Source organism: Domibacillus indicus, from assembly GCF_000970685.1.
GTDB classification, from domain to species: domain Bacteria; phylum Bacillota; class Bacilli; order Bacillales; family Domibacillaceae; genus Domibacillus; species Domibacillus indicus.
In genome coordinates this window covers 23,099-42,314 of record NZ_LAJB01000013.1, presented here as the reverse complement: position 1 = coordinate 42,314, position 19,216 = coordinate 23,099, and the positions used below count along the sequence as shown (strand labels likewise).

22 protein-coding genes and 1 riboswitch are annotated in these 19,216 nt (G+C 46.0%); of the genes, 7 read left to right on the top strand and 15 right to left on the bottom strand.

Features of this window, described 5'->3' with window-relative positions; genetic code table 11:
- Positions 1-92: 92 nt before the first annotated feature.
- A complete protein-coding gene (locus VP98_RS14100) occupies positions 93-551 on the bottom strand; it encodes an N-acetyltransferase (protein WP_046176040.1) in 459 nt (152 codons plus the stop codon).
- A gap of 168 nt (positions 552-719) precedes the next feature.
- Here VP98_RS14100 and argJ point away from each other — a divergent pair, with 168 nt between their 5' ends.
- From argJ to VP98_RS14080, 4 genes are all read left to right on the top strand, one after another.
- Entirely contained in the window at positions 720-1,868 is a 1,149-nt protein-coding gene (gene argJ, locus VP98_RS14095; RefSeq protein WP_046176039.1) for a bifunctional glutamate N-acetyltransferase/amino-acid acetyltransferase ArgJ, read from the top strand.
- Between the two features lie 90 nt (positions 1,869-1,958).
- Positions 1,959-2,480 carry a TetR/AcrR family transcriptional regulator gene (locus VP98_RS14090; RefSeq protein WP_046176038.1) on the top strand — a complete coding sequence of 174 codons (522 nt, stop codon included), beginning with the start codon at positions 1,959-1,961 and terminating at the stop codon, positions 2,478-2,480.
- 8 nt (positions 2,481-2,488) lie between these two features.
- The gene (locus VP98_RS14085; protein WP_046176037.1) at positions 2,489-2,824 is read left to right on the top strand and encodes a DMT family transporter; all 336 of its coding nucleotides are present in this window, start codon (positions 2,489-2,491) and stop codon (positions 2,822-2,824) included.
- On the top strand, positions 2,821-3,135 hold the full coding sequence (locus VP98_RS14080) for a DMT family transporter (RefSeq protein ID WP_046176036.1): 315 nt from the start codon (positions 2,821-2,823) through the stop codon (positions 3,133-3,135). Before VP98_RS14085 ends, VP98_RS14080 begins: the two co-directional genes overlap by 4 nt.
- Positions 3,136-3,334: 199 nt before the next feature.
- Here VP98_RS14080 and VP98_RS14070 read toward each other — a convergent pair whose 3' ends face one another.
- From VP98_RS14070 to VP98_RS14025, 10 genes are all read right to left on the bottom strand, one after another.
- Positions 3,335-4,666, bottom strand: coding sequence for a DUF2252 domain-containing protein (locus tag VP98_RS14070; protein ID WP_046176034.1), 1,332 nt, complete (start codon positions 4,664-4,666; stop codon positions 3,335-3,337).
- Positions 4,667-4,735: 69 nt separating this feature from the next.
- Complete coding sequence (locus VP98_RS14065; protein WP_046176033.1) at positions 4,736-5,665, bottom strand: AEC family transporter; 930 nt, start codon at positions 5,663-5,665, stop codon at positions 4,736-4,738.
- A gap of 177 nt (positions 5,666-5,842) precedes the next feature.
- Complete coding sequence (locus tag VP98_RS14060; protein WP_046176032.1) at positions 5,843-6,736, bottom strand: acyl-ACP desaturase; 894 nt, start codon at positions 6,734-6,736, stop codon at positions 5,843-5,845.
- 91 nt (positions 6,737-6,827) lie between these two features.
- Positions 6,828-7,823 (bottom strand): alpha/beta fold hydrolase, encoded by a 996-nt coding sequence (locus VP98_RS14055; protein WP_407919221.1) that lies wholly within the window; start codon positions 7,821-7,823, stop codon positions 6,828-6,830.
- A 280-nt stretch (positions 7,824-8,103) separates the two neighbouring features.
- Positions 8,104-9,117, bottom strand: coding sequence for an ABC transporter substrate-binding protein (locus VP98_RS14050; protein ID WP_046176031.1), 1,014 nt, complete (start codon positions 9,115-9,117; stop codon positions 8,104-8,106).
- Positions 9,114-9,857: an ABC transporter permease gene (locus VP98_RS14045; protein ID WP_046176053.1), complete on the bottom strand. Its 744-nt coding sequence runs from the start codon at positions 9,855-9,857 to the stop codon at positions 9,114-9,116. Before VP98_RS14045 ends, VP98_RS14050 begins: the two co-directional genes overlap by 4 nt.
- 2 nt (positions 9,858-9,859) lie before the next feature.
- Complete coding sequence (locus VP98_RS14040; protein WP_046176030.1) at positions 9,860-10,621, bottom strand: ABC transporter ATP-binding protein; 762 nt, start codon at positions 10,619-10,621, stop codon at positions 9,860-9,862.
- Entirely contained in the window at positions 10,614-11,288 is a 675-nt protein-coding gene (gene tenA, locus VP98_RS14035; RefSeq protein ID WP_046176029.1) for a thiaminase II, read from the bottom strand. The genes VP98_RS14040 and tenA overlap by 8 nt, the downstream gene beginning before the upstream one ends.
- Positions 11,289-11,292: 4 nt before the next feature.
- Entirely contained in the window at positions 11,293-12,573 is a 1,281-nt protein-coding gene (locus tag VP98_RS14030) for an acetylornithine deacetylase (RefSeq protein WP_046176028.1), read from the bottom strand.
- Positions 12,574-12,650: 77 nt separating this feature from the next.
- Positions 12,651-12,756, bottom strand: a riboswitch (TPP riboswitch).
- 46 nt (positions 12,757-12,802) lie between these two features.
- Positions 12,803-13,795 (bottom strand): zinc-binding dehydrogenase, encoded by a 993-nt coding sequence (locus tag VP98_RS14025; RefSeq protein ID WP_046176027.1) that lies wholly within the window; start codon positions 13,793-13,795, stop codon positions 12,803-12,805.
- A gap of 130 nt (positions 13,796-13,925) precedes the next feature.
- Between VP98_RS14025 and VP98_RS14020 the strand changes: the two genes are divergently transcribed.
- On the top strand, positions 13,926-14,891 hold the full coding sequence (locus tag VP98_RS14020) for a DMT family transporter (protein WP_046176026.1): 966 nt from the start codon (positions 13,926-13,928) through the stop codon (positions 14,889-14,891).
- A 57-nt stretch (positions 14,892-14,948) separates the two neighbouring features.
- Complete coding sequence (locus tag VP98_RS14015) at positions 14,949-15,512, top strand: DUF3267 domain-containing protein (protein ID WP_046176025.1); 564 nt, start codon at positions 14,949-14,951, stop codon at positions 15,510-15,512.
- Positions 15,513-15,562: 50 nt separating this feature from the next.
- On the opposite strand, the gene VP98_RS14010 is transcribed toward VP98_RS14015, so the two are convergent.
- Entirely contained in the window at positions 15,563-16,570 is a 1,008-nt protein-coding gene (locus VP98_RS14010) for a zinc-binding dehydrogenase (protein ID WP_046176024.1), read from the bottom strand.
- A 115-nt stretch (positions 16,571-16,685) separates the two neighbouring features.
- On the opposite strand from VP98_RS14010, the gene VP98_RS14005 reads away from it, so the two are divergent.
- Positions 16,686-17,066, top strand: a complete 381-nt coding sequence (locus tag VP98_RS14005) for a ferritin-like domain-containing protein (protein ID WP_046176023.1) — start codon at positions 16,686-16,688, stop codon at positions 17,064-17,066.
- 36 nt (positions 17,067-17,102) lie between these two features.
- On the opposite strand, the gene VP98_RS14000 is transcribed toward VP98_RS14005, so the two are convergent.
- From VP98_RS14000 to VP98_RS13985, 3 genes are all read right to left on the bottom strand, one after another.
- On the bottom strand, positions 17,103-17,879 hold the full coding sequence (locus VP98_RS14000) for an alpha/beta hydrolase (RefSeq protein WP_046176022.1): 777 nt from the start codon (positions 17,877-17,879) through the stop codon (positions 17,103-17,105).
- Between the two features lie 12 nt (positions 17,880-17,891).
- Positions 17,892-18,557: a thermonuclease family protein gene (locus VP98_RS13995; RefSeq protein WP_052712252.1), complete on the bottom strand. Its 666-nt coding sequence runs from the start codon at positions 18,555-18,557 to the stop codon at positions 17,892-17,894.
- Positions 18,558-18,764: 207 nt separating this feature from the next.
- Positions 18,765-19,163, bottom strand: a complete 399-nt coding sequence (locus VP98_RS13985) for a hypothetical protein (RefSeq protein ID WP_046176020.1) — start codon at positions 19,161-19,163, stop codon at positions 18,765-18,767.
- Positions 19,164-19,216 lie beyond the last annotated feature (53 nt).

The following is a 19,216-nucleotide window of genomic DNA, read 5'->3' as shown; positions in this document are numbered from 1 at the left end:
ACTGTATAAACTCTTTATACCCACTTTCGACAGAAATCATCAGGTTGATAAAAAATAAAAATCGGCTGCATAATGAAGACAGCCGATTTTTATTATGCTGTTTGAATTGCCATAGCGATTTCATCACAGCTTGGAAACTTCGGACAGTGAATGCAGTCTGTCCAAACCTTTTGCGGCATTTCTGTTTTTTGAATTACTTCAAAGCCGCATTTTTCAAAAAATTCAACCTGGTACGTAAGCGAAATAAGCTTTGGAATGCCGATTAGCTTTGTTTCTTCTACTACACGCTCAACGAGCATTCTTCCAACACCGCGGCCTTTTGCCGTTTCTTTCACACCGAGCGAACGAATTTCAGCAAGATCATGACCAAGTATCGCCAGGCTGGCCACGCCAAGAATTTCTCCCTTTTCTTTAGCGACAAAAATAGACTGCAAGTTTAAAACGAGTGAATCTTTTGTTCGGGGCAGCATCAGCCCCTCATTTGCATAATGATTCACGAGCTCAAATACTTGCTCTACGTCAGCCAGTACCGCTTTACATACTTCGATCATGATTTCTCACCCTTTCTGCTTATATCTCATCCTTTTATCTTACTTGTTTTCTTTTAGATGTCAATATGTCTTATTCATTTAATTTGAATAATTATTCAAATACTCTTCACCCTGCCAGTCACTCGTTGTATAATAAAAGCATCGAAATAAACACTAGGAGGATTTTCTTTGACTTATTTTCCAAAAGGATTTACATCCTGCTCAATCAATGCAGGAATAAAAGATGATACACTTGACTTTACTATTATTTATTCAGACGTTCGTGCTTCTGCTGCAGCAATGTTTACAAAAAACCAATTTTGCGGAGCACCGATTGTCATTGGAAAGAAGCATGCAGCAGACGGCTACCTGCAGGCGGTTGCGGTTAACAGTAAAAATGCCAATGTTGCCACTGGCGATAAAGGGCTTGAAGATGCCCGGACAATGACAGAAGCAGTTGCCGCTGAACTCGGTATTGATGCGGCTGATGTTCTTCCTTCCTCGACCGGCGTTATCGGCGTGCCGCTTCCGATTGAAAAAATTGTTTCTGCCGTTCCCGGCCTGAAAGCCCGGTTAAGAGCAGATGGACTTGAACAGTCAGCAAAAGCAATTATGACAACGGATACTTATCCAAAATTTCGCACGCGCAAGCTTGGGAACGCAACGGTTGCTGCGATGGCTAAAGGCTCGGGAATGATTGAGCCGAATATGGCCACCATGCTCAGCTATATTTTAACGGATGCAAAAATCGAGCCAGCTGATTTGCAAGAAATGCTGAAAAGGGCAGTTGACGTTTCGTTTAACAGTGTATCGGTTGATGGGGATACAAGCACAAGTGATACAGTGGCTATTTTAGCAAATGGCCTGGCAGGCGAGGTAGACCTGGACGAATTCCAGCTTGTGCTGACGGATCTTTGCATTGAGCTGGCAAAGGAAATTGCCCGCGATGGAGAAGGGGCGACAAAGCTCGTTGAAGTACGGGTATCCGGTGCTGAAACGGACAAAATCGCTAAAAAAATCGGAAAATCTATCATTAATTCACCGCTTGTTAAAACCGCAATCTTTGGAGAAGATCCCAACTGGGGACGCATTATGTCAACGATCGGAAATTCAGAAGATCCGGTAGATACCTCGGCTGTCTCGGTTTCTTTCGCGGACGTGCATGTTTTCAAGGATGGCATGCCTGCCGAAGACAAACGGGCAGAATTGGAAGACTATTTAAAAACAGATGAAGTGCTTATTAATATTTCGCTCGGTCATGGAGAAGGCTCGGCCACCGTCTGGGGCTGTGATTTATCGTATGATTACGTAAAAATTAACGGTGAGTATACAACATAATGCTGATCCTGCCTTTTTCAGGCGGGATTTTTGCTTTATAAGTGACTCAATGGTACTATATTAACTAACGACCGTTAGGAAGGGATAAAGATGAAAGAAACGATTAAACAAGCCGCTGCTTCGCTTTTTGCGGAATATGGATATGCCGGTACGTCTCTTGCTCAAATAAGTGAAAAGGTTGGCATAAAAAAGCCGTCTATTTACGCACATTATAAAAGCAAGGAGCAGTTATTTGAGTGTGTCTTTCAGGATGCGTTCAATGAAGAGATGAATCGCGTCGAGCAAGCAGGCCATTTATATAACCTGCTGGAATCTTATCTTTTTCTTTATAGCGAGGATCCGCTGTTCCGCTGTTTTTTAGCAAGCTCATTTTTCCCGCCGGATTTTTTAAAAGAACGTATTTTAAGGCAGTATGAGGCTTATCTTCATGCACTTGAAAGAAAAGTAAAGCTGCTTTTAAAGCCTGCTGAAAACCTTGAAGACGCTGCGGTTATGTACACAATTATAGTGGACAGCCTGCTTGTGGAATTATGCTACGGAACTCGTGAACGTTCGGAAAAACGGCTTGAAGTGGCCTGGCGTATTTATAAACAAAGCTTTATGAAAGGATAGAAAAATGAATGAATACAAAATGGTTACTTGTGCTGATTGCGGGATTTTTTGAAGTCGGGTGGGCAGCAGGATTAAAGCATGCCGATTCGCTCTTTGAGTGGCTCCTGACCGTATTGTCGATTGCGCTCAGCTTCGGCCTGTTGATTTACTGTTCCAGCCATCTGCCTGCTGCAACTGTTTACGCATCCTTTGTCGGACTCGGTACGGCTGGAACCGTTTTGCTCGATATGGCGGTGTTTGGCGAGCCATTCAGCTGGGTTAAGGTGATTCTTGTTGCTGTTCTTCTCGTCGGCATTATTGGATTAAAATCAGTAACTGCTGAAAAAGACGTGGCAGCCTCATGACGTGGGTTTTATTAATTGCAGCGGGGCTTTTGGAAGTCGTAGGAGTGGCGGGCATGAATATGGTCAGCGAACAAAAAAATATTCGTTCCTGGGCAATATTGATCGGCGGCTTTGGGCTTAGCTTTCTTTTTTTATCTATTGCCATGATGTCATTGCCTGTGGGCACCGCCTACAGTGTTTGGACAGGCATCGGCACTGTCGGCAGTGCGCTCGTCGGCATGATTGTGTATAAAGAACCGCGTGACGCAAAGCGAATTTTCTTTATTTGCTTAATTATTGCAGCTGTTGTTGGCTTAAAGCTTGTTTCATAAAAAAACTGCCGGGTACGGCAGTTTTGAAAATGTAGACAAAGTTAGAACGCTGGCTGATTGAAAACGTTTGTCTTTCAAGAAACGCCGCCGGCTGGGAAGCGGAGTGACCTTTTGGAGGTCATGAGCATTCACAGCCGGCAAGTGACGCCGAAAGCAAGCGTTTGTCAACAGCCAGAAACTGTCGGATACGGCAGTTTTTTTAAATGAACTTTTCATTCAGCCAGCCGCAGAACAGGACATAATCCTGCTTTACGCGTTCTTTATACGCCATCGACATAAAAATAAGCTGAGTTTCAAAAGCCTCGTATTCTTCGCCGATCGCACTTAAAATGGCTTCTTCACTGTGGTAATCCAGCAGTGAATGCTCAATGTCAACATCAGCACGGGCATGTATTTTCGCTGCGACGCTGCCGAAAACCTCCAGAACCTTATCAAACTCTTTTTCATTTTCAATGTCTTCCGGCTTCACACGCTTTTTATAAGGAGAACGTTCCCGCACATAAAAATGACGGTTGTCTATTGTGACAAATCCTAAAAATGGATCATCATGGTGATGCATTGCTTTCTGGGTCGTGACAACACGCTCTCCCTGATGGCTGTATTTCAGCCAAAATTCTTCATTATACGGCATAAAGTAAGCAGGAACCGGTGCACGGACTTCTTTCATTTCTAAAATTAAGTCGTCAAGCTGCTCTGCACATTCCTGTTTTCCTTCTATTAAAATATAGTAGCGGTCGAGACCAATTGAAGCCGTGCCGGAACCGTTTTTGCGTACAATATGCTTTATTTCATAAAATTCGCTCTTTTTCCGGTCTGTTTCATCCAGGCTGTTTATGTAATCCTGCCAGACGGCTTTAATTTTTTCCTGTTCCTTCAAGGTAACAGCTATGAGTTCTTCTGAAAGGCCAAAGGCCCGCGCGCCGTCTTCGGTGGCCGTCCATTTTTCCAGCAGCCGTGTTGAATCACGTTTTTCAAGCTTTTTCAGCACTTTACGGAGAGGCCCCTTTGTATTGTTTTCAGTATAAAACAGAGTAACAGGGTCCTCTTTGCCTCTCACAAACTTTTTCAGCTGCTTATAGTATGCTCTTAAAAATTCACGCATCCGGTCCTCTGCGCCGCTGAATCCATATTGTTCACAATAAAGGGCAATACTGACTGTCATACGAAGCAGATCGTATACGTATGAGCCCATATACCCTTCATCAAAATCATTGGCGTCATATACAATATCCCCTTCGCTGTTTTGAAACGCCCCAAAGTTTTCCACATGCATATCACCTTGAATCCATGTAGGCTTATCGTCCGGTGTATGAAATGAAAAAGGGATTTTCGTTACATCATAATAAAATAAATAAGCACTGCCCCGGAAAAACCGAAACGGATTTTCCGCCATTTGACGATACTTATGTTTTCGTTTATCATGACTCAGGCCGGTAATCCGCGAGTCAAATTCATCGAGCACCGTTTCCAGCATGCTGCAGCGAAGCGCACGGCGCGTTTTCTGCACCTCCGCCATCCAATTTTCAATCATCCATATCCCCTCCCTCGTCTTTTCCATTTTACCACAACAAAAAAGAGCGCGGTTTGAAAAAAACGGCGCTTACAAAGGGAACCAGATTTTTGCACAATAAATAACCAAAGCAACGGTAATGCTGCTGAGCACAGTTGTAACAATTACCGCCTGCGAGGCAAACTCGGGATAATTATCATATTCAAGCGCCAGAAGCGCACTGTTTCGCGAGGTTGGAAACGCGCTCGCAATAAACATTGCCTGCGCCAGAGTGCCATGCACATCCAGAAGCACAATCACTGCCAAACCGATTACAGGCGAAAGAAACAGCCTTGTCAGCACGGCCAGTACAAGCGGCCTGGAAAGAGAAGTAATTTTCATATAGGCACACTGGGCGCCGAGAGTAATCAGAGCCACTGCCAAAAAAGCATTTGAAGCATTTTCGATTGGCAGCCATAAAAAACGGGGAAGCTCTATTCCAGCTGCTTTCAATAAAACGGCCAGCACAAGCGCATGAAGCACAGGAAGCTTTATTATTTTTTTCAGCACTTTTTCCCCTTCGGCAGAAGCAGAGACAGAATTGTAAAACCCCCACGTATAGGTGAGCAGATTTTGAAAGATTGAAATAATAATTTGAACTGATAAGCCGAGGGGATTTGCTGCGAATACAAGCCCGCTTACCGGCAAACCATAATTTCCGGAATTGCTTAGAACACCGCTGTTTTGAAAACTCGATGACAGTTTTTTGTCGAATCCAGCCAGCCTGGAAATCATTTTTGACGCTGCAATTAACAGGCCGTTAAACAGCAGCAGATAAATTAAAACAATTCCCGCTGTCCTGCCTGATAATTCCGTTTCATATATGTTAATGAAACAAACCAGAGGCAAAAAGAAATTAATCGTAAGCTTTGATAACGTCGGCATATGCAAATCGTATTTTCGGTGTAAAAAAGCCCCGGCCGCAATTAACAAAAACATCGGTAAAATAATTTGAATCATTACACTCGTGAAGACTGACACCTTGAAAACGCCTCCATTTGCTATAAAAAAAAGAAAACGAAGCGCGGCGCTTCGTTTTCCCGGGGATGTGAGACACTTCCGTTCACATCAGGGGATGCAGTTAGCGTAACACAGCATCCCATCAAGAAACAGGTTGTTGTCATTTAATTCTTTTTATTCATATTGTTCACGAAAAAACTACTTGCCTGAACGCATAAACCGCTCTTTAACACGCTTCATCCGGGCATGGTATTTCAAAAGATCAAGCCGCGCTTTTTCCGCTTCCGGAGCAATCGGACGCAAATTTTCAATGTCCCAGTACTTAATAATAACGTCAAGCACCTGGTCGAAATATTCAAGCGGCCCATAGTTGGCTTCTTTTGCAATGATCGACATTCTGTCATCGAAATCAGGCATCACTGCTCCCGGCATCTGGAAGTTTTTAATCACATATCCGAGATGGTAGCAGTAATTGGGCTCCAGTTGCAGATGGAATTTAATAACATCCCTGTAAAAGGCATAATGAAGTGTTTCGTCTTTAGCAAGGCGTCTTAGCAATTTGCCAAGGTCCGGATCATGCTTGTTTGCTTCTTTGGCCACATTGTTATAAAACACCATTGTCGCAAGCTCCTGCAGCGATGTATAGACCATCGTTTCAAATGGTGTATGGAAGTCCGGCTCCCAGCCGTTCTCAACCGTCATTTTATGAAGCTCGTGAAGCCGCTTCGGGTCAACACTGCGTGTAATAAGCAAGTATGTTTCCAGTAAATTAGAGTGCTGGTCCTCTTCTGCCGTCCATGTATGGACAAAATCCTGGATAATCGTTAGTGAACCTTTAAAGGTCTGTGCAAGGTGTGACGTAAACCAGGGCAGGTTCACCTCTGTTAAAAGAGCGGTTTCAATTGCTGTTACAATACTTGGCGGCAGGGTAACCTGCGATGGGTCCCATGGTACACGGCGGAAATCCTGCGCTTTATCCCACGGCAAAAATTCATGGTAGCCCCAGTCTATTTTAGCAGAACGTTTTTTATGTTCCTCATATAATTCTCTCAGTCTTGGTTCCAGACGAAAATCAAGATCATTCGTTAACACTGTTGTCTCCTCCTTTGAAGCAAGCCTCTTCTAGCTGCATTTTACACGAAAATCGTTCTTAGCGCTTGAATTTTCCGTCTTTTTTAAATTATTATTCTTTTTCGATAAACCGGACAAGCCAGTAATTCACTATGTCCGGGTATTCATGATGGAGCCAGTGTGTAGCTTCATCAATTAAAACAAGCTCTCCATTCCCGCAGCTCTTCATGCTTTCTTTTGCTAATTTAAGTGATAAAGCGGCATCATTCCGCCCCCAGATCATGCGGACTGGAACGGCTGGATCCGGAGCCGGAACAGTAAAAAACGGCTGGCGGCGTATTGCTCTGTACCAATTCAGCATTCCTGTCAGGGCACCTTCTTTTTCCCAGGCCTTCTGGTAGGCATCCAGAATTTCTGGCGGAAATGTTCCAGGGCGGGCGGTAGTTTTCATCATTTTCTTTAATAACCGGTAATGATTTTGTTTTAGGAGTATCTCAGGCAAAATAGGCAATTGAAAAAAAAGAATATAGGAACTTCTCAGCCACTGCGGAGGATAAAACGGCGCCACCCTGGCAAAAACAGCTGGATGAGGGACATTTAAAATAATCAGTTTTTTAACATAATCCGGATAAGAAGATGCTAAAAACCAGCCAGCAATCCCTCCCCAGTCATGTCCAATCATTATTGCCTGCTCTCTATGAAAAAAGTGAACTAGTGCAATAAGATCCTTTGCTATTTCTTCCAGTGTGTATCCGTTGATTTTTTCGGGCTTGCTGCTGTTATAATACCCCCGCAAATTTGGCACTGCAACGCGGTATCCTTGATCAGCAAGCATTTGAGCCTGCTTCTTCCATCCAAAAGAAAACTCGGGAAATCCATGCAATAAAAAAAGAAGCTCTCCATCTTCAGGTCCCCATACTTCTGTATACAGCTCCAGTCCATTTACCTCTATAAGCCCGGCTGGCTGATGTTCATTATTCAAATCATCCACTTCCTTATCCCTGCTTGCCAGCAGTTCTTTTGTAAACTTTTTGGCTTCTCCTCCTATCCATTCCCGTTTTTTTCTTCTCCTAATACTGCCGAGAACCCAAAATATGCTAAACTCCAAAAGATTTCCTGTACAAACTTTCCTTATGACAGCCCGCTTCGCCTGGCGGCCTTCTTTTAATAGTTAGAAGAGCACTGTCATCCGGCCTATACCAAAAAGCCACAATAAGCTAGATTTAACCTGGAGAAAATATAGACAGCCTTTTATTTTAATAACATAAAAGAACTGGCGGCAAAGCCGCCAGTCTTAGCTTGTAGACAATTTCATTTATTATACAGCTAAACCAATACAGTTTGTCGCCAGCCTTAAACCGCACGATTAATCACACAGCTAAAACCTTTTATTCAGCCATGTTTACAAACAGCTCATCAACGTTTGGCTCTTTCTGGATTAAGCCGGTTTCTTTCATCCAGTCAGCTGTTTTTTTCCATGTGTCTTCTTCCTGGTAACCGAAGCCCTGCTCTGATTCCATTAACGGCAGCAAAATACTCATGCTTTCTTTTTCAACTTCTTCTTCAAGCGGAAAGTTTTCTTTTTCCTGGTTTTCCATTAAAATATCCAGTGCTTCATCTGGACTTGCTTTCATATCATCAAATCCTTTTTCAGCAGCACGCCAGAAGGCCTGAATTAATTCCGGGTTTTCGTCCCATGTTTTATCGCTTGTTACGGCAATCAGTTCATAAAATGACGGTACGCCGTATTCAGTTAAATCAAAATTGGCTGTTTTGTACCCTTCAAATTCTAAGAGGGGCACTTCGTGGTTAATATATGCGCCGACAACAGCATCGGCTTTTTTGTTGATCAAGGTTGAGTTCAATTCAAAGCCCACATCAATCAGATCAACTTTGGATGGATCTCCTCCATCCTGCTCCACCATTGTTTTCACGATCGATTCATTGAGCGGAATGCCTGTATAGCCGACTGTTTTTCCTTCGAGGTCTTTTGGTGACTGGATCTTGCTTTCCACAAGTGATACAACCCGGTTTAACGGCTCACGCACAATTGCGCCGACTGATTTTACGCCGACATTTTGCTCTGTCCGCGCCACAATAACATCCGGCTGGTAGGTAATTGCAAGTGTTACCTGGTCAGATGCCGCCATGGCAATCGGGTCAGTCGCATTTGCCGGAAACTGGATATCAAGATCAATGCCTTCGTCTTCAAAATATCCTTTTTCCTCCGCAACATATAAAAAGCTGTGTACCGCATTCGGGTACCAGTCAAGCATAATGCTGACATCCTGCAGCTCCTTGCTCCCTCCCGCTGTTTCTTCTTTTCCTTCTTCCTGCTGTGCGTTTGATCCGCAGCCTGCAAGCAGCATCGCTGCCAGAATACCCGCTGTCCATTTTTTCATTTTTTATTCCTCCAATTCAGTGACCGCTTTTCAAGCCCTTTTACAACTAAAAATAATACGATGCCCACAACCGACAGCAGAACAATTGGTGCAAAAACGGCGGCGCCGTCAAACTGGTTCATCATCCGGCGGCTGAAGTAGCCCAGCCCGGCCTGTGCCCCGAGCCATTCCCCAATTGCCGCACCGATGACACTGAGCGTCACAGCTACCTTTAAGCCCGAATAAAAATGCGGCTTCGCCGACGGTACCTGCACCTTTAAAAAAATGTCTTTTTTCGTGCCTCCCATTGTCAGGATTAATTCCCGCAGCTCCTTGCTGCTTGATTTCAGTCCGTCAAATGTATTGACGGTAATGGGAAAAAACGTAATAAGTACTGTAACGATAACCTTGCTCCAAATACCATAGCCGAAAAACATAATAAAAATGGGCGCCAGTGCGATGGTCGGTATCATCTGTGACGAAATAACAAGCGGATAAAAGGCCCGCTCCGCCGTTTCACTAACCGCCATCCAGACGGCAAGCGCCACACCCAGCACGATGGAGATCGCCAGGCCGATTAAAATAATTGCCAGGGTAGATGGCAGGTGGTCAAGCAGGAGCGTTTCTCTCAGTTCCCATAACCGAACCGCTACTCCTGATGGAGGCGGGAAAATAAACGGCAGATTTTTCAGCCGTGCTGCCAGCTCCCATACTCCAAACAGGAAAGCAACAACTAACGCAGCTGGCCCATATTTTCTGATCATTACTTTTCCACCCCGCCCCGCAGCTGGCCGATCAGTTTATTCTTTAACTCCATTACAGCCGGATCACTTAAATCCCGCAGTGTTCTGGGGCGGCTGAGCGGCACTTTTACTTCTTGAAGCGTATGTACCGGCGTATCTTGAAACACAAAAATACGGTCAGATAAAAAAAGCGCCTCATCCACATCGTGTGTGATAAACAAGATGGTTTTTTCACGCTTCTCCCACTGGGCAAGCAGCCATTCCTGCATAGACAGCCTTGTAATGGCATCAAGCGCGCTAAATGGCTCATCCAGCAGCAAAATATTTGAGCCTGTTAGGATGGACCGCAGGAATGAGACTCTTTGCCTCATGCCGCCGGACAGCTCGGATGGATACTTGTATTCTGAACCGTCAAGACCGAATTCCTTCAAAAGCGGCAGTACCCGGCTTGCCGCTTCTTTCTTCCCCGCTCCCGCCAGCTCAAGCGGAACGGCTGCATTCTCAAGCACCGTCCGCCAGGGCATTAACAAATCCCGCTGCGGCATATAGCCGGTCTCGCCATGGCGGTTTTCGAGCTGTTCACCGTTCAGCCTGATCTGGCCGTGCTCCTCTTTTTCCAGACCCGTAACCAAGCGGAAAAGCGTGCTTTTTCCCGATCCGCTTGCCCCGATGATTGAAATAAATTCCCGGTCATAAACAGTTAAATGAAAGCGATTGAGGATTGGTTTTTTTCCTTCGTATGAAAAGGACACATCTTGAAATTCAAGCACCGGCTTACGCATCACCCGGCCACATTTCTCCGTTATAAGCCATTTCCCAAAACATGTACTCAAACCGGGTTGTAGTTAAAAAAATCTCTTCCAGCTTTGCGCGCTCTCTATCTGATTTGCCTTCAGCATGCTCATCCATTAAATCAATGCACCACTGGGCCAGCTGTCCGAATTCTTCTGAAGCATACATGCTGACCCATTCACCGTACAGCTCGTGTTCGGCAGCGCCTGGAAGCTGGCTCAGTTCTTTGCCGATTTCCCAGTAACTCCAGGCACAGGGAAGAACGGCTGCCACAACATCGGCAATGGTTCCGTTTTGTGCTGCATGCAGCATATAGTGAGTGTAAGCAAGTGTAATGGGTGACGGTTTCGCCTGCTCCAGCTCTTCTTCGGTAATGCCAAAGCGCGCTGCATACTGCCGGTGCAGCGCCATTTCTTCATTTAATGTGCCGTCCAAAAGCGCCGCGAATTTACTCATCGTCTCAAGATCATCCGCTTTTACAGCGCCAAGGGCAAATACTTTTGCGTACTGGATAAGGTACAAATAATCCTGAACCATATAAAAACGGAATTTCTCCGGATTCAGAGACCCGTCAGCCATTCCCCTGACAAATGGGTGATGGTGATTTTGCTGCCAGATTGGCAGGCATTTTTCACGCAGCTGTTCACTAAACTTCATTTTATTATTCTGCCCCTTTCTTTGTATGCGCCCAATTATAAATAAACGATGCCATCACTTTTGTATAGCGAACAAGCTCTTCGATATCAAGCCGCTCATTGACCGCATGGGCATGACGAAGCTGGCCCGGCCCGTAAATAGCTGCTGGAATGCCGGCATCAGCCAGCCAGCCGCCGTCTGTTACCGACGGAGACACATCCACCACGGGCTTTTCCTTTACGACATGATGGTGCGCCTCCATTAACGCTTGAACAGCCGAATGAGCCGGGTCCACTTCAAATGACGGGAAGATTTCTCCCCGGTCTTCAATCATAGAGGTGCCGCCCCATTCAAACTGCGGTGGATTTTCCTGCATCCACAAATCGCCTTTTGCTATGTTTCTGATAAATTCTTCGACTTCCTTTGCCACACTCTCGTACGTTTCATTCGGATAAAAGTGAACCGTAATCCAGAGCCGGCACTCATCCGCGATAAAAGCAGCATGCCGGCCGCCTTCGATTACCGCGGGATTGATCGTTGTTGTCCCCGGAGGAAAGCCCGGATAGCTTTTCATAACTGCCCAATGCCGTTCAAGCTCCTGAAGGCCCTGGATGATTTTTGCCATTTTTTCAATCGCGCTTGCCCCCATCAGCCCGCCGCCCGCATGAATCATCTGCCGGCGCGTGGCATCATGGAATGTTTTGTCACTTTTTAATGTAATCCACCCGGTAATCACGCCGCCCTGGCCTTGAATATGCAGGCCGCTTGTGTCAACGACAAGCGCAAAGTCAGCCTTGTACCCTTTTTTACAGCATTGCAGCGTCCCCGCTTCGCCTACTTCTTCACCAATAACCGACTGAAAAATCAAATCACCGGGCAGCTGAATCCCCGCTTCATGGAAAAGCTGAATGGCAAACAGCGCACCGGCCAGCCCTCCTTTCATATCGGCTGCACCGCGCCCGACAACCGCATTCTCTTTGACAAACGGTGTAAATGGATCAGTATCCCATTTCTCATCTGCATTCACTTCCGCCACATCGATATGGCCGTTAATGATCAGGCTTTTATAGCTGTCCGCCTCGGTTCCTTTTAATGTGCCAACAACATTTGGATCGCCCTGATATACGTCCCACTTTTCAACCGCAAAGCCTCTTTCACCCAAAAAATCAGCTGTAAACTGCTGGGCATCTTCTGTGTTACGGGCTGGCGGAGCCGGTGTTTTAAACGAGATTAATGTTTTTAAAAGATCAACCAGTTCCTCTTTCCGCTCATCGATTTGTTTATGTATTTGTGCGATTTCAGCCATTCCTCCACTCCTCTCTTAAACATAAAAAAGCCATTTCTCCACAAGGAAGAAACGGCTGTGATGACAAATAAGCAAAACACGTCAAAACACCTCTTCCTTACGCCGGTCCGAACCGGTTCAAGTTATAAGGGTTAAGGCAGCTCGCCTCTCTCAGCCCTGTTATGGGCACCCCCAGCGGTGATTCCTATTTAATTTGATCTTGTTACTAGTTTTATCACACTAAAGCAATTCATTCAATAGCAAAGGCAATTTTTCCAATTTGCTCGGCGTTTTCAATTCTTGTAAATGCTTCTTTAAACTGATTCAACTTATATGTTTGGTCCACGACAGGACGAAGCTCGTGCTTCTCGATAAATTGAAGGGCGTCCTTCAGCTCCTCGCCGCTTCCTAATGTTGAGCCATGCATATGGAACTGTCCATAAAAGAAATTACGCAGATTAATCGTTACTTCATCTCCGGTTGAAGAGCCAAATGTGACAATAGTGCCACCTTTTTTCAGCTGCTCCAGTGACTGGTTAAATGTGGCTGCACCCACTGATTCAATCACAAGATCGACTTTTTCTCCACCAAGCGCTTCTGCCCAGTCAGCAGCAGAGTCAAGCGCCTTATCCGCGCCAAGCTTTAGCGCTTCCCGCCGCTTTTGCTCTGAACGGGAGGTAACGTATACTGCTGCGCCGGCTGCTTTGGCAAACTGAAGCAAAAAGGTGGCCACTCCGCCGCCAATACCCGGGATTAACACGGTCATACCCGCTTTTATATTTCCTTTCGTAAACAGGGCACGGTAAGCTGTCAGAGCCGCAAGTGATAAAACACCTGCCTCTTCCCATGATAAATGGGCCGGTTTCGGTACGGCATTTTCCGCGGAAATCACAATCGATTCAGCAAACGTGCCGTGAAACGGCAGACCCACAATTTCAAACCCGGCAGGCGGCGCCTCGCTGTTTTCCGGCCAGCCTATCCCTGGATTGATGATTACCTTATCGCCTTTGGTGACGGACGTGACTCCTTCGCCGACTGCGTCGACAATTCCTGCGCCGTCCGAGCCGATAATAAGCGGCGGCTCGGCTTCCTTATGGCGATGCAGGACAAACAAATCACGATGATTCAATCCGGCTGCCTTTAGCCGGACCCGTATCTCTCCCTGCTTTGGCACTGCTTCCGGCATATCGCGGCAGGATACACCATCAAGTCCTGCAGCTCCTTCGTGTACAATTGCCTTCAATGAAATTCCCCCTTATATTTGTCAATATGGTATGATTTTAACATACATAACGCGGTGCCTGTCTTTCACCGCCTGTCATTAACAGCAAGTAAATAAAAAGGCGGACAGGCACCAGGAAAGAGGTGCTTCTATGAAAGAAATAGCTATTGGCATTTTAGCTTCTGTGTTTTTTGCCGTAACGTTTATTTTAAACCGTTCGATGGAGCTGTCAGGCGGAAGCTGGATGTGGAGTGCTTCTCTCCGGTTTTTCTTTATGCTGCCGTTTTTTGTTTTGATTGTCGCCATGCGCGGCAGGCTGCGTCCACTGTTTGAAGAGATGAAACGCCACCCTGCTGCATGGGTCGTCTGGAGCTTTTTCGGCTTCGTCCTGTTTTATGCCCCGATTACATATGCCGCGGCCTCCGGACCAGGCTGGCTTGTCGGCGGCACATGGCAGCTGACGATTGTTGCCGGCGTTCTTCTAACACCCCTGTTTACAGAAAAAATAAACGGACATGTCATTCGCCACAAAATTCCGCTCGGCGCACTGGCGATTTCCTGTATCATTTTAGCCGGCGTTGCGCTGCTGCAATTTGAAAAATCAAACGGCTTAACGTGGTCCGGATTTGTGACAGGCGTGCTTCCGGTATTAATTGCGGCATTTGCTTACCCGCTTGGCAACCGGAAAATGATGGAGCTTTGCGGCGGCCGCCTTGATACGTTCTCACGTATTCTGGGCATGATTCTTGCCAGCCTGCCGTTTTGGATTTTAGTCAGCGCATTTGGCTGGGCAACAGCCGGCCCTCCATCTTCAAGCCAGCTTTTGCAGACCTTTATTGTCGGCTTATCATCCGGCGTCATTGCAACCACACTCTTTTTTATTGCAACGGACCGCTCCCGCCACAATCCCGGCCTGCTTGCTTCTGTGGAAGCGACCCAGTCCGCACAGGTTTTGTTTACGGTTATTGGTGAAGTTCTTCTTTTCCAGGCGGCATTTCCAGGACCAGCTGCATCTGGCGGCATCGTGCTGATTATCATCGGAATGATCCTGCACAGCTGGTATACGAAAAAAGTAAAAGAACGCTCAAAACGCGAGCATGCAGCAGGAACGGCCTGAAGAAACATACACTTCTGGAAATAGCCGAATAAAAATTGCAATGGAAGGACGGATTCTATGTATCCTCCGCATAACCCGGACCAGGTTATTACGTTAAATATAAAAAGAATCCATATTTATGCGATTTTGCTTACGTTCGTTTTTGTTGTAATTGGTATTTTTGCTGCCGTCCTTGTTCATGAGGAAAGCAGCTTCTCTTTTTCTATACGGGGAATTCTTTTATGGGCGGTATTGTATATTCTGCTGATTGTTTTACATGAGGCTTTTCATTTAATCGGCTTTATGATCTGGGGTAAATGCAAAAAAAACGATCTTGTTTACGGAATCAATCGGGAACTCGGGGTTGCTTATGCCGGAACAAAAAAGGTGCTGCCTGTTTCGGCAATGAAAAAAGCATTGCTCCTGCCTTTTTGGGTAACCGGCATGCTCCCGTTTATAGCAGGAATCTGGCTGAACAGTACTGTTTTGATTGTTACTTCGGCTTTTTTAATTGGCGGGGCGGCCGGCGACTTTTCCATGTACCGGCAGCTGCGCCGCGCTAAAAAAGGCTCATTCGTATTAGACCATCTTCACGAGCCCGTTTTATATGTATTCAACAAAAAAGTGGACAGTCCTTATTAGAAGCTGTCCGCCTTTTTGTTGTTTGCGTCCTTTTGCAGGGGTGAACAAAGCTATTCTTCGATGTCGAGGACAATCTTTCCGAATGAATCGCCCTCTTCCATATATTTAAGTGCCGAAGCAGCTTCTTTAAGCGGAAAATGCCTGTCAATAACCGGCCTGATTTCATGATGTTCAAAAAATGTCAGCATCTCAGCGAATTCCTGCGGACTGCCCATTGTTGTACCGCGTATATCAAGATGCTTGAAAAAAACATGGGGCAGCACAAGCTCCGGCACCGGTCCTGTTGTGGCTCCAAAGTTTACAATCCGCCCGCCTGGCTTCCCAAGCTTGATCAAGTCTTTAAATGTTTCTCCTCCAACGCTGTCAATAATAATATCAGCGCCGCCCATTTCATTTTTCACTGCTTTGGCCCAGCCTTTTGTCCGGTAATTTATACCGCCGGCTGCACCCATTTTTTTTGCCCTTTCAATTTTTTCGTCACTGCCTGATGAAATAAATACGCGGGCTCCTTTTGCCACGGCGATTTGCAGGGCAAACAGGGACACTCCGCCTCCAATGCCCGGGATAAATACTGTATCTCCTTTCCTTAACTCTCCCCGTGTAATCAATGCACGGTAAGCAGTCAACGCGGAAAGCGGAATAGCAGCTGCTTCTGGCCATGTTAAATAGGCCGGCTTTTTATACACATTTTCACATGATATTTTTACATACTCCGCATATGTACCATCAGCCGGCATGCCGAGAATGTGAAAGTCAGGGCTGTTAAACCGAATGTCATCTCCCCAGTGAAGACCGGGGTTAATGACTACTTCGTCACCTGCCTGCAAGCTTTCCACATCATCTCCTACTGATTCAACGATCCCCGCACCATCTGCCCCTAAAATGGATGGCAGCTTCATGCCCGGATACATGCCATATGTAACAAATACATCCCGCCGGTTTAAAGCTGCATTTTTCAGCTTAACAACAATTTCACAGTTTTCCGGCTGCGGCTTCTCTACTTCTATGTAAGCCGCAGCAGCCGGCCCGCCTGTTTCTTTCAGCAAAATAGCTTTCATTTTTCTCCCCCTTTGTCTTTCACTTCTCCTCCTTTTACCCGTCCAAATTAACAAAAAAACGCTCCCGTGCATACGATATGGCATCACCATTCTGTAAAAAGGACGTGTTGCTGACATGCTGATTGAGCAGCTGGCCAAAGCTATAAACGGAGAATATACTGCTGTTAATTGTTACGAGCAGCTGGCAAACCTCGCGCCGGTCCCATCTCAAAAAAAGCGGATTTTAGCTATACGTGACGAGGAGCTGCGCCATTATGAAGAGTTCGCTGCTCTTTATTATGCCCTGACCAGCTCAGCCCCTTCCCCAAAAATGAATAAATCTTGCCCGAAAGCATTTAAACAGGGCATTGTTTTTGCTTTCCAGGATGAACAGGAGACATCTGAATTCTACCGGGAAATTGCCGACTCTTCCCACCTTCCCTATGTGAAAAAGACGTTCAGCCGGGCATCGGCGGACGAACAGCGGCATGCTGTCTGGTTTTTATCCTTTCTTTAAACGCGCCTGTCTCCTGCCGCCGGGGCAGAGGATACATTAAAAACCTCTTTTCCGAAGCCACTTTTCACAGGCGGCGGTCCATAAAGAAGCTTCAGGATGGTCACCTGCAAGTCCAAGTCCATGCCGTCCGTGTTCAAAAATATGCATATCGAACGGGACGCCTGCCTTGCTTAAAGCATTGGCAAACAAGAGGCTGTTCTCCACCGGTACCGGCTCATCATCCGCTGTATGCCAGAGAAAGGCCGACGGAGTATTCTTTGTAATATGCCGTTCATTCGACAAAAATAACCGCTGTTCCCCCGATGATCCGGCACCAAGCAGGTTTTCCATTGACCCCTCATGACGGTACTCGCCAAACGTAATAACCGGATAGCCCAAAATAAGCAAATCCGGGCGGGAGGGTTGCTGTTCAACCGGATCGGATGCATCACTGATGCCATCATCATATTTTGTCGCAAGTGTTGAGGCAAGATGCCCCCCTGCCGAAAAGCCGAGCACACCGACTCTCTTCTCATCTATATTCCACTGTCCAGCCCGGTGCCGGACCAAACGGATTGCCCGGGATGCATCTAAAAGCGGCACGGGGTGTTTATACGGCGCCACCCGATAATGAACCACAAAAGCATGAACACCAAGACTGTTCAGCCATTTTGCAACAGGTTCTCCTTCATGATCCGCCCGTCTCTGGTAACCGCCGCCAGGAAAGACCAGAACGGCCGGCCCCTGTTTCGTTCCAGCCGGATAAGCTGTCATATAGGGTACTTCTTCCCCTTCTAATTGAAATGGCGCTTCGTTTTCCCATAATTGAATCATGCTTCCCACTCCTTAATTTGAATTAAATCCCCGATCCGTCACATAGCCGTCTATGGACCAGATTCCTCTTTCTTTCTTTTTGGCTGTTTGCTGCTTTTCCTCAAATTCATCCAGATAGCGCGTGTTTGGCGGATACACATAAGCAACCCGGGCCAGTCCTTCCTCTAAAAGCTTTTCCTGGACACTTTCCCCATCTACATACACATATACGAGAATCCGGTCATACTTATCAAGCCGCTGGCCGATATCAAATTCAATGGTTATGCTTCCGCTTTGCAGCAGCTTCTCTGTCCGCTTCTTTGCTTCTTCTCCCAATGGCTGCCTGCCAAGCTGAGGGTGGCGTGTTTCCGGGGTATCAATCAGCAAAAAACGAGCGCTGAACTCATCTTTTTCACCGTCAAAATCCGCATCAAACGAAAATACCGCCGTATCACCGTCAACCGGGCGGACAAGGTCTGCCGGAATGGGGTTCATCTCGCCTTTCGTCTTTAATAGATTCCCTGCTTCGCCTCCCATATCCCGGGAATTATCGGCATTTCTATTATTCTGTTCTTCTTTTTCAATTGCTGTCAAAACTTCTTCTGTTACTTCAAGAACATCATTTACATCTTCTAATGTGCAGGCTGATAATAAAACAGCCACACCTCCAGCTAAAATGATGTTTAGCCAGTTTTTCACATTTACGTCCTCTTTTCTGTTCTTATCCAAAGTATCAATAGAAAAAACCTCTTTATTTTAAGAGGTTTCAGGCTGCCGGCTTCGATTGCCCATGGCCTCAGAAGGCCAGATCTGTTTTCATCGGGTGCGTCCCTTAAAAGACAGGCGTTTTCGATTAGCCTGATTTCTAACTTTGTCTTCACTCTCATCCTTCTGTTTTCAGAGGTTTTATCTTTGTTCAGCTGCCTCGTTGACGTATTCGGCAATCACCGGAACAGACAGCTCCAGGCCGCTTGTAGCCAGGCTGTTTTTCACATATTGAAGCTTATCCCCATCACTTGCGTAAGGTTGAATATTCAATACACTATTAATATAAAGAATTCCTTTGTTCGTAATCATCGGCTTAATAACTCTTCCACCTGTTTCATCGTAACGGCGGATTTTTTCCAGGCCGTTGATCAGCTCGTGATCAAATAAATCATTCATGGCAATTTCATAAACAGCGGGTTCCATGTTTTCACTCATCCGTTCATGCAGCTCATACATCACTTCCGGCTTGTTATTCAAATAGTACTGTACATAATACGCGAGAAGCACCTGTTCTTTTACTGGTAATTTTCTGCCCATACAAACGCCTCCTTTTCTTTTTTTATTATACATGATGCAGTCTTATATCCGTC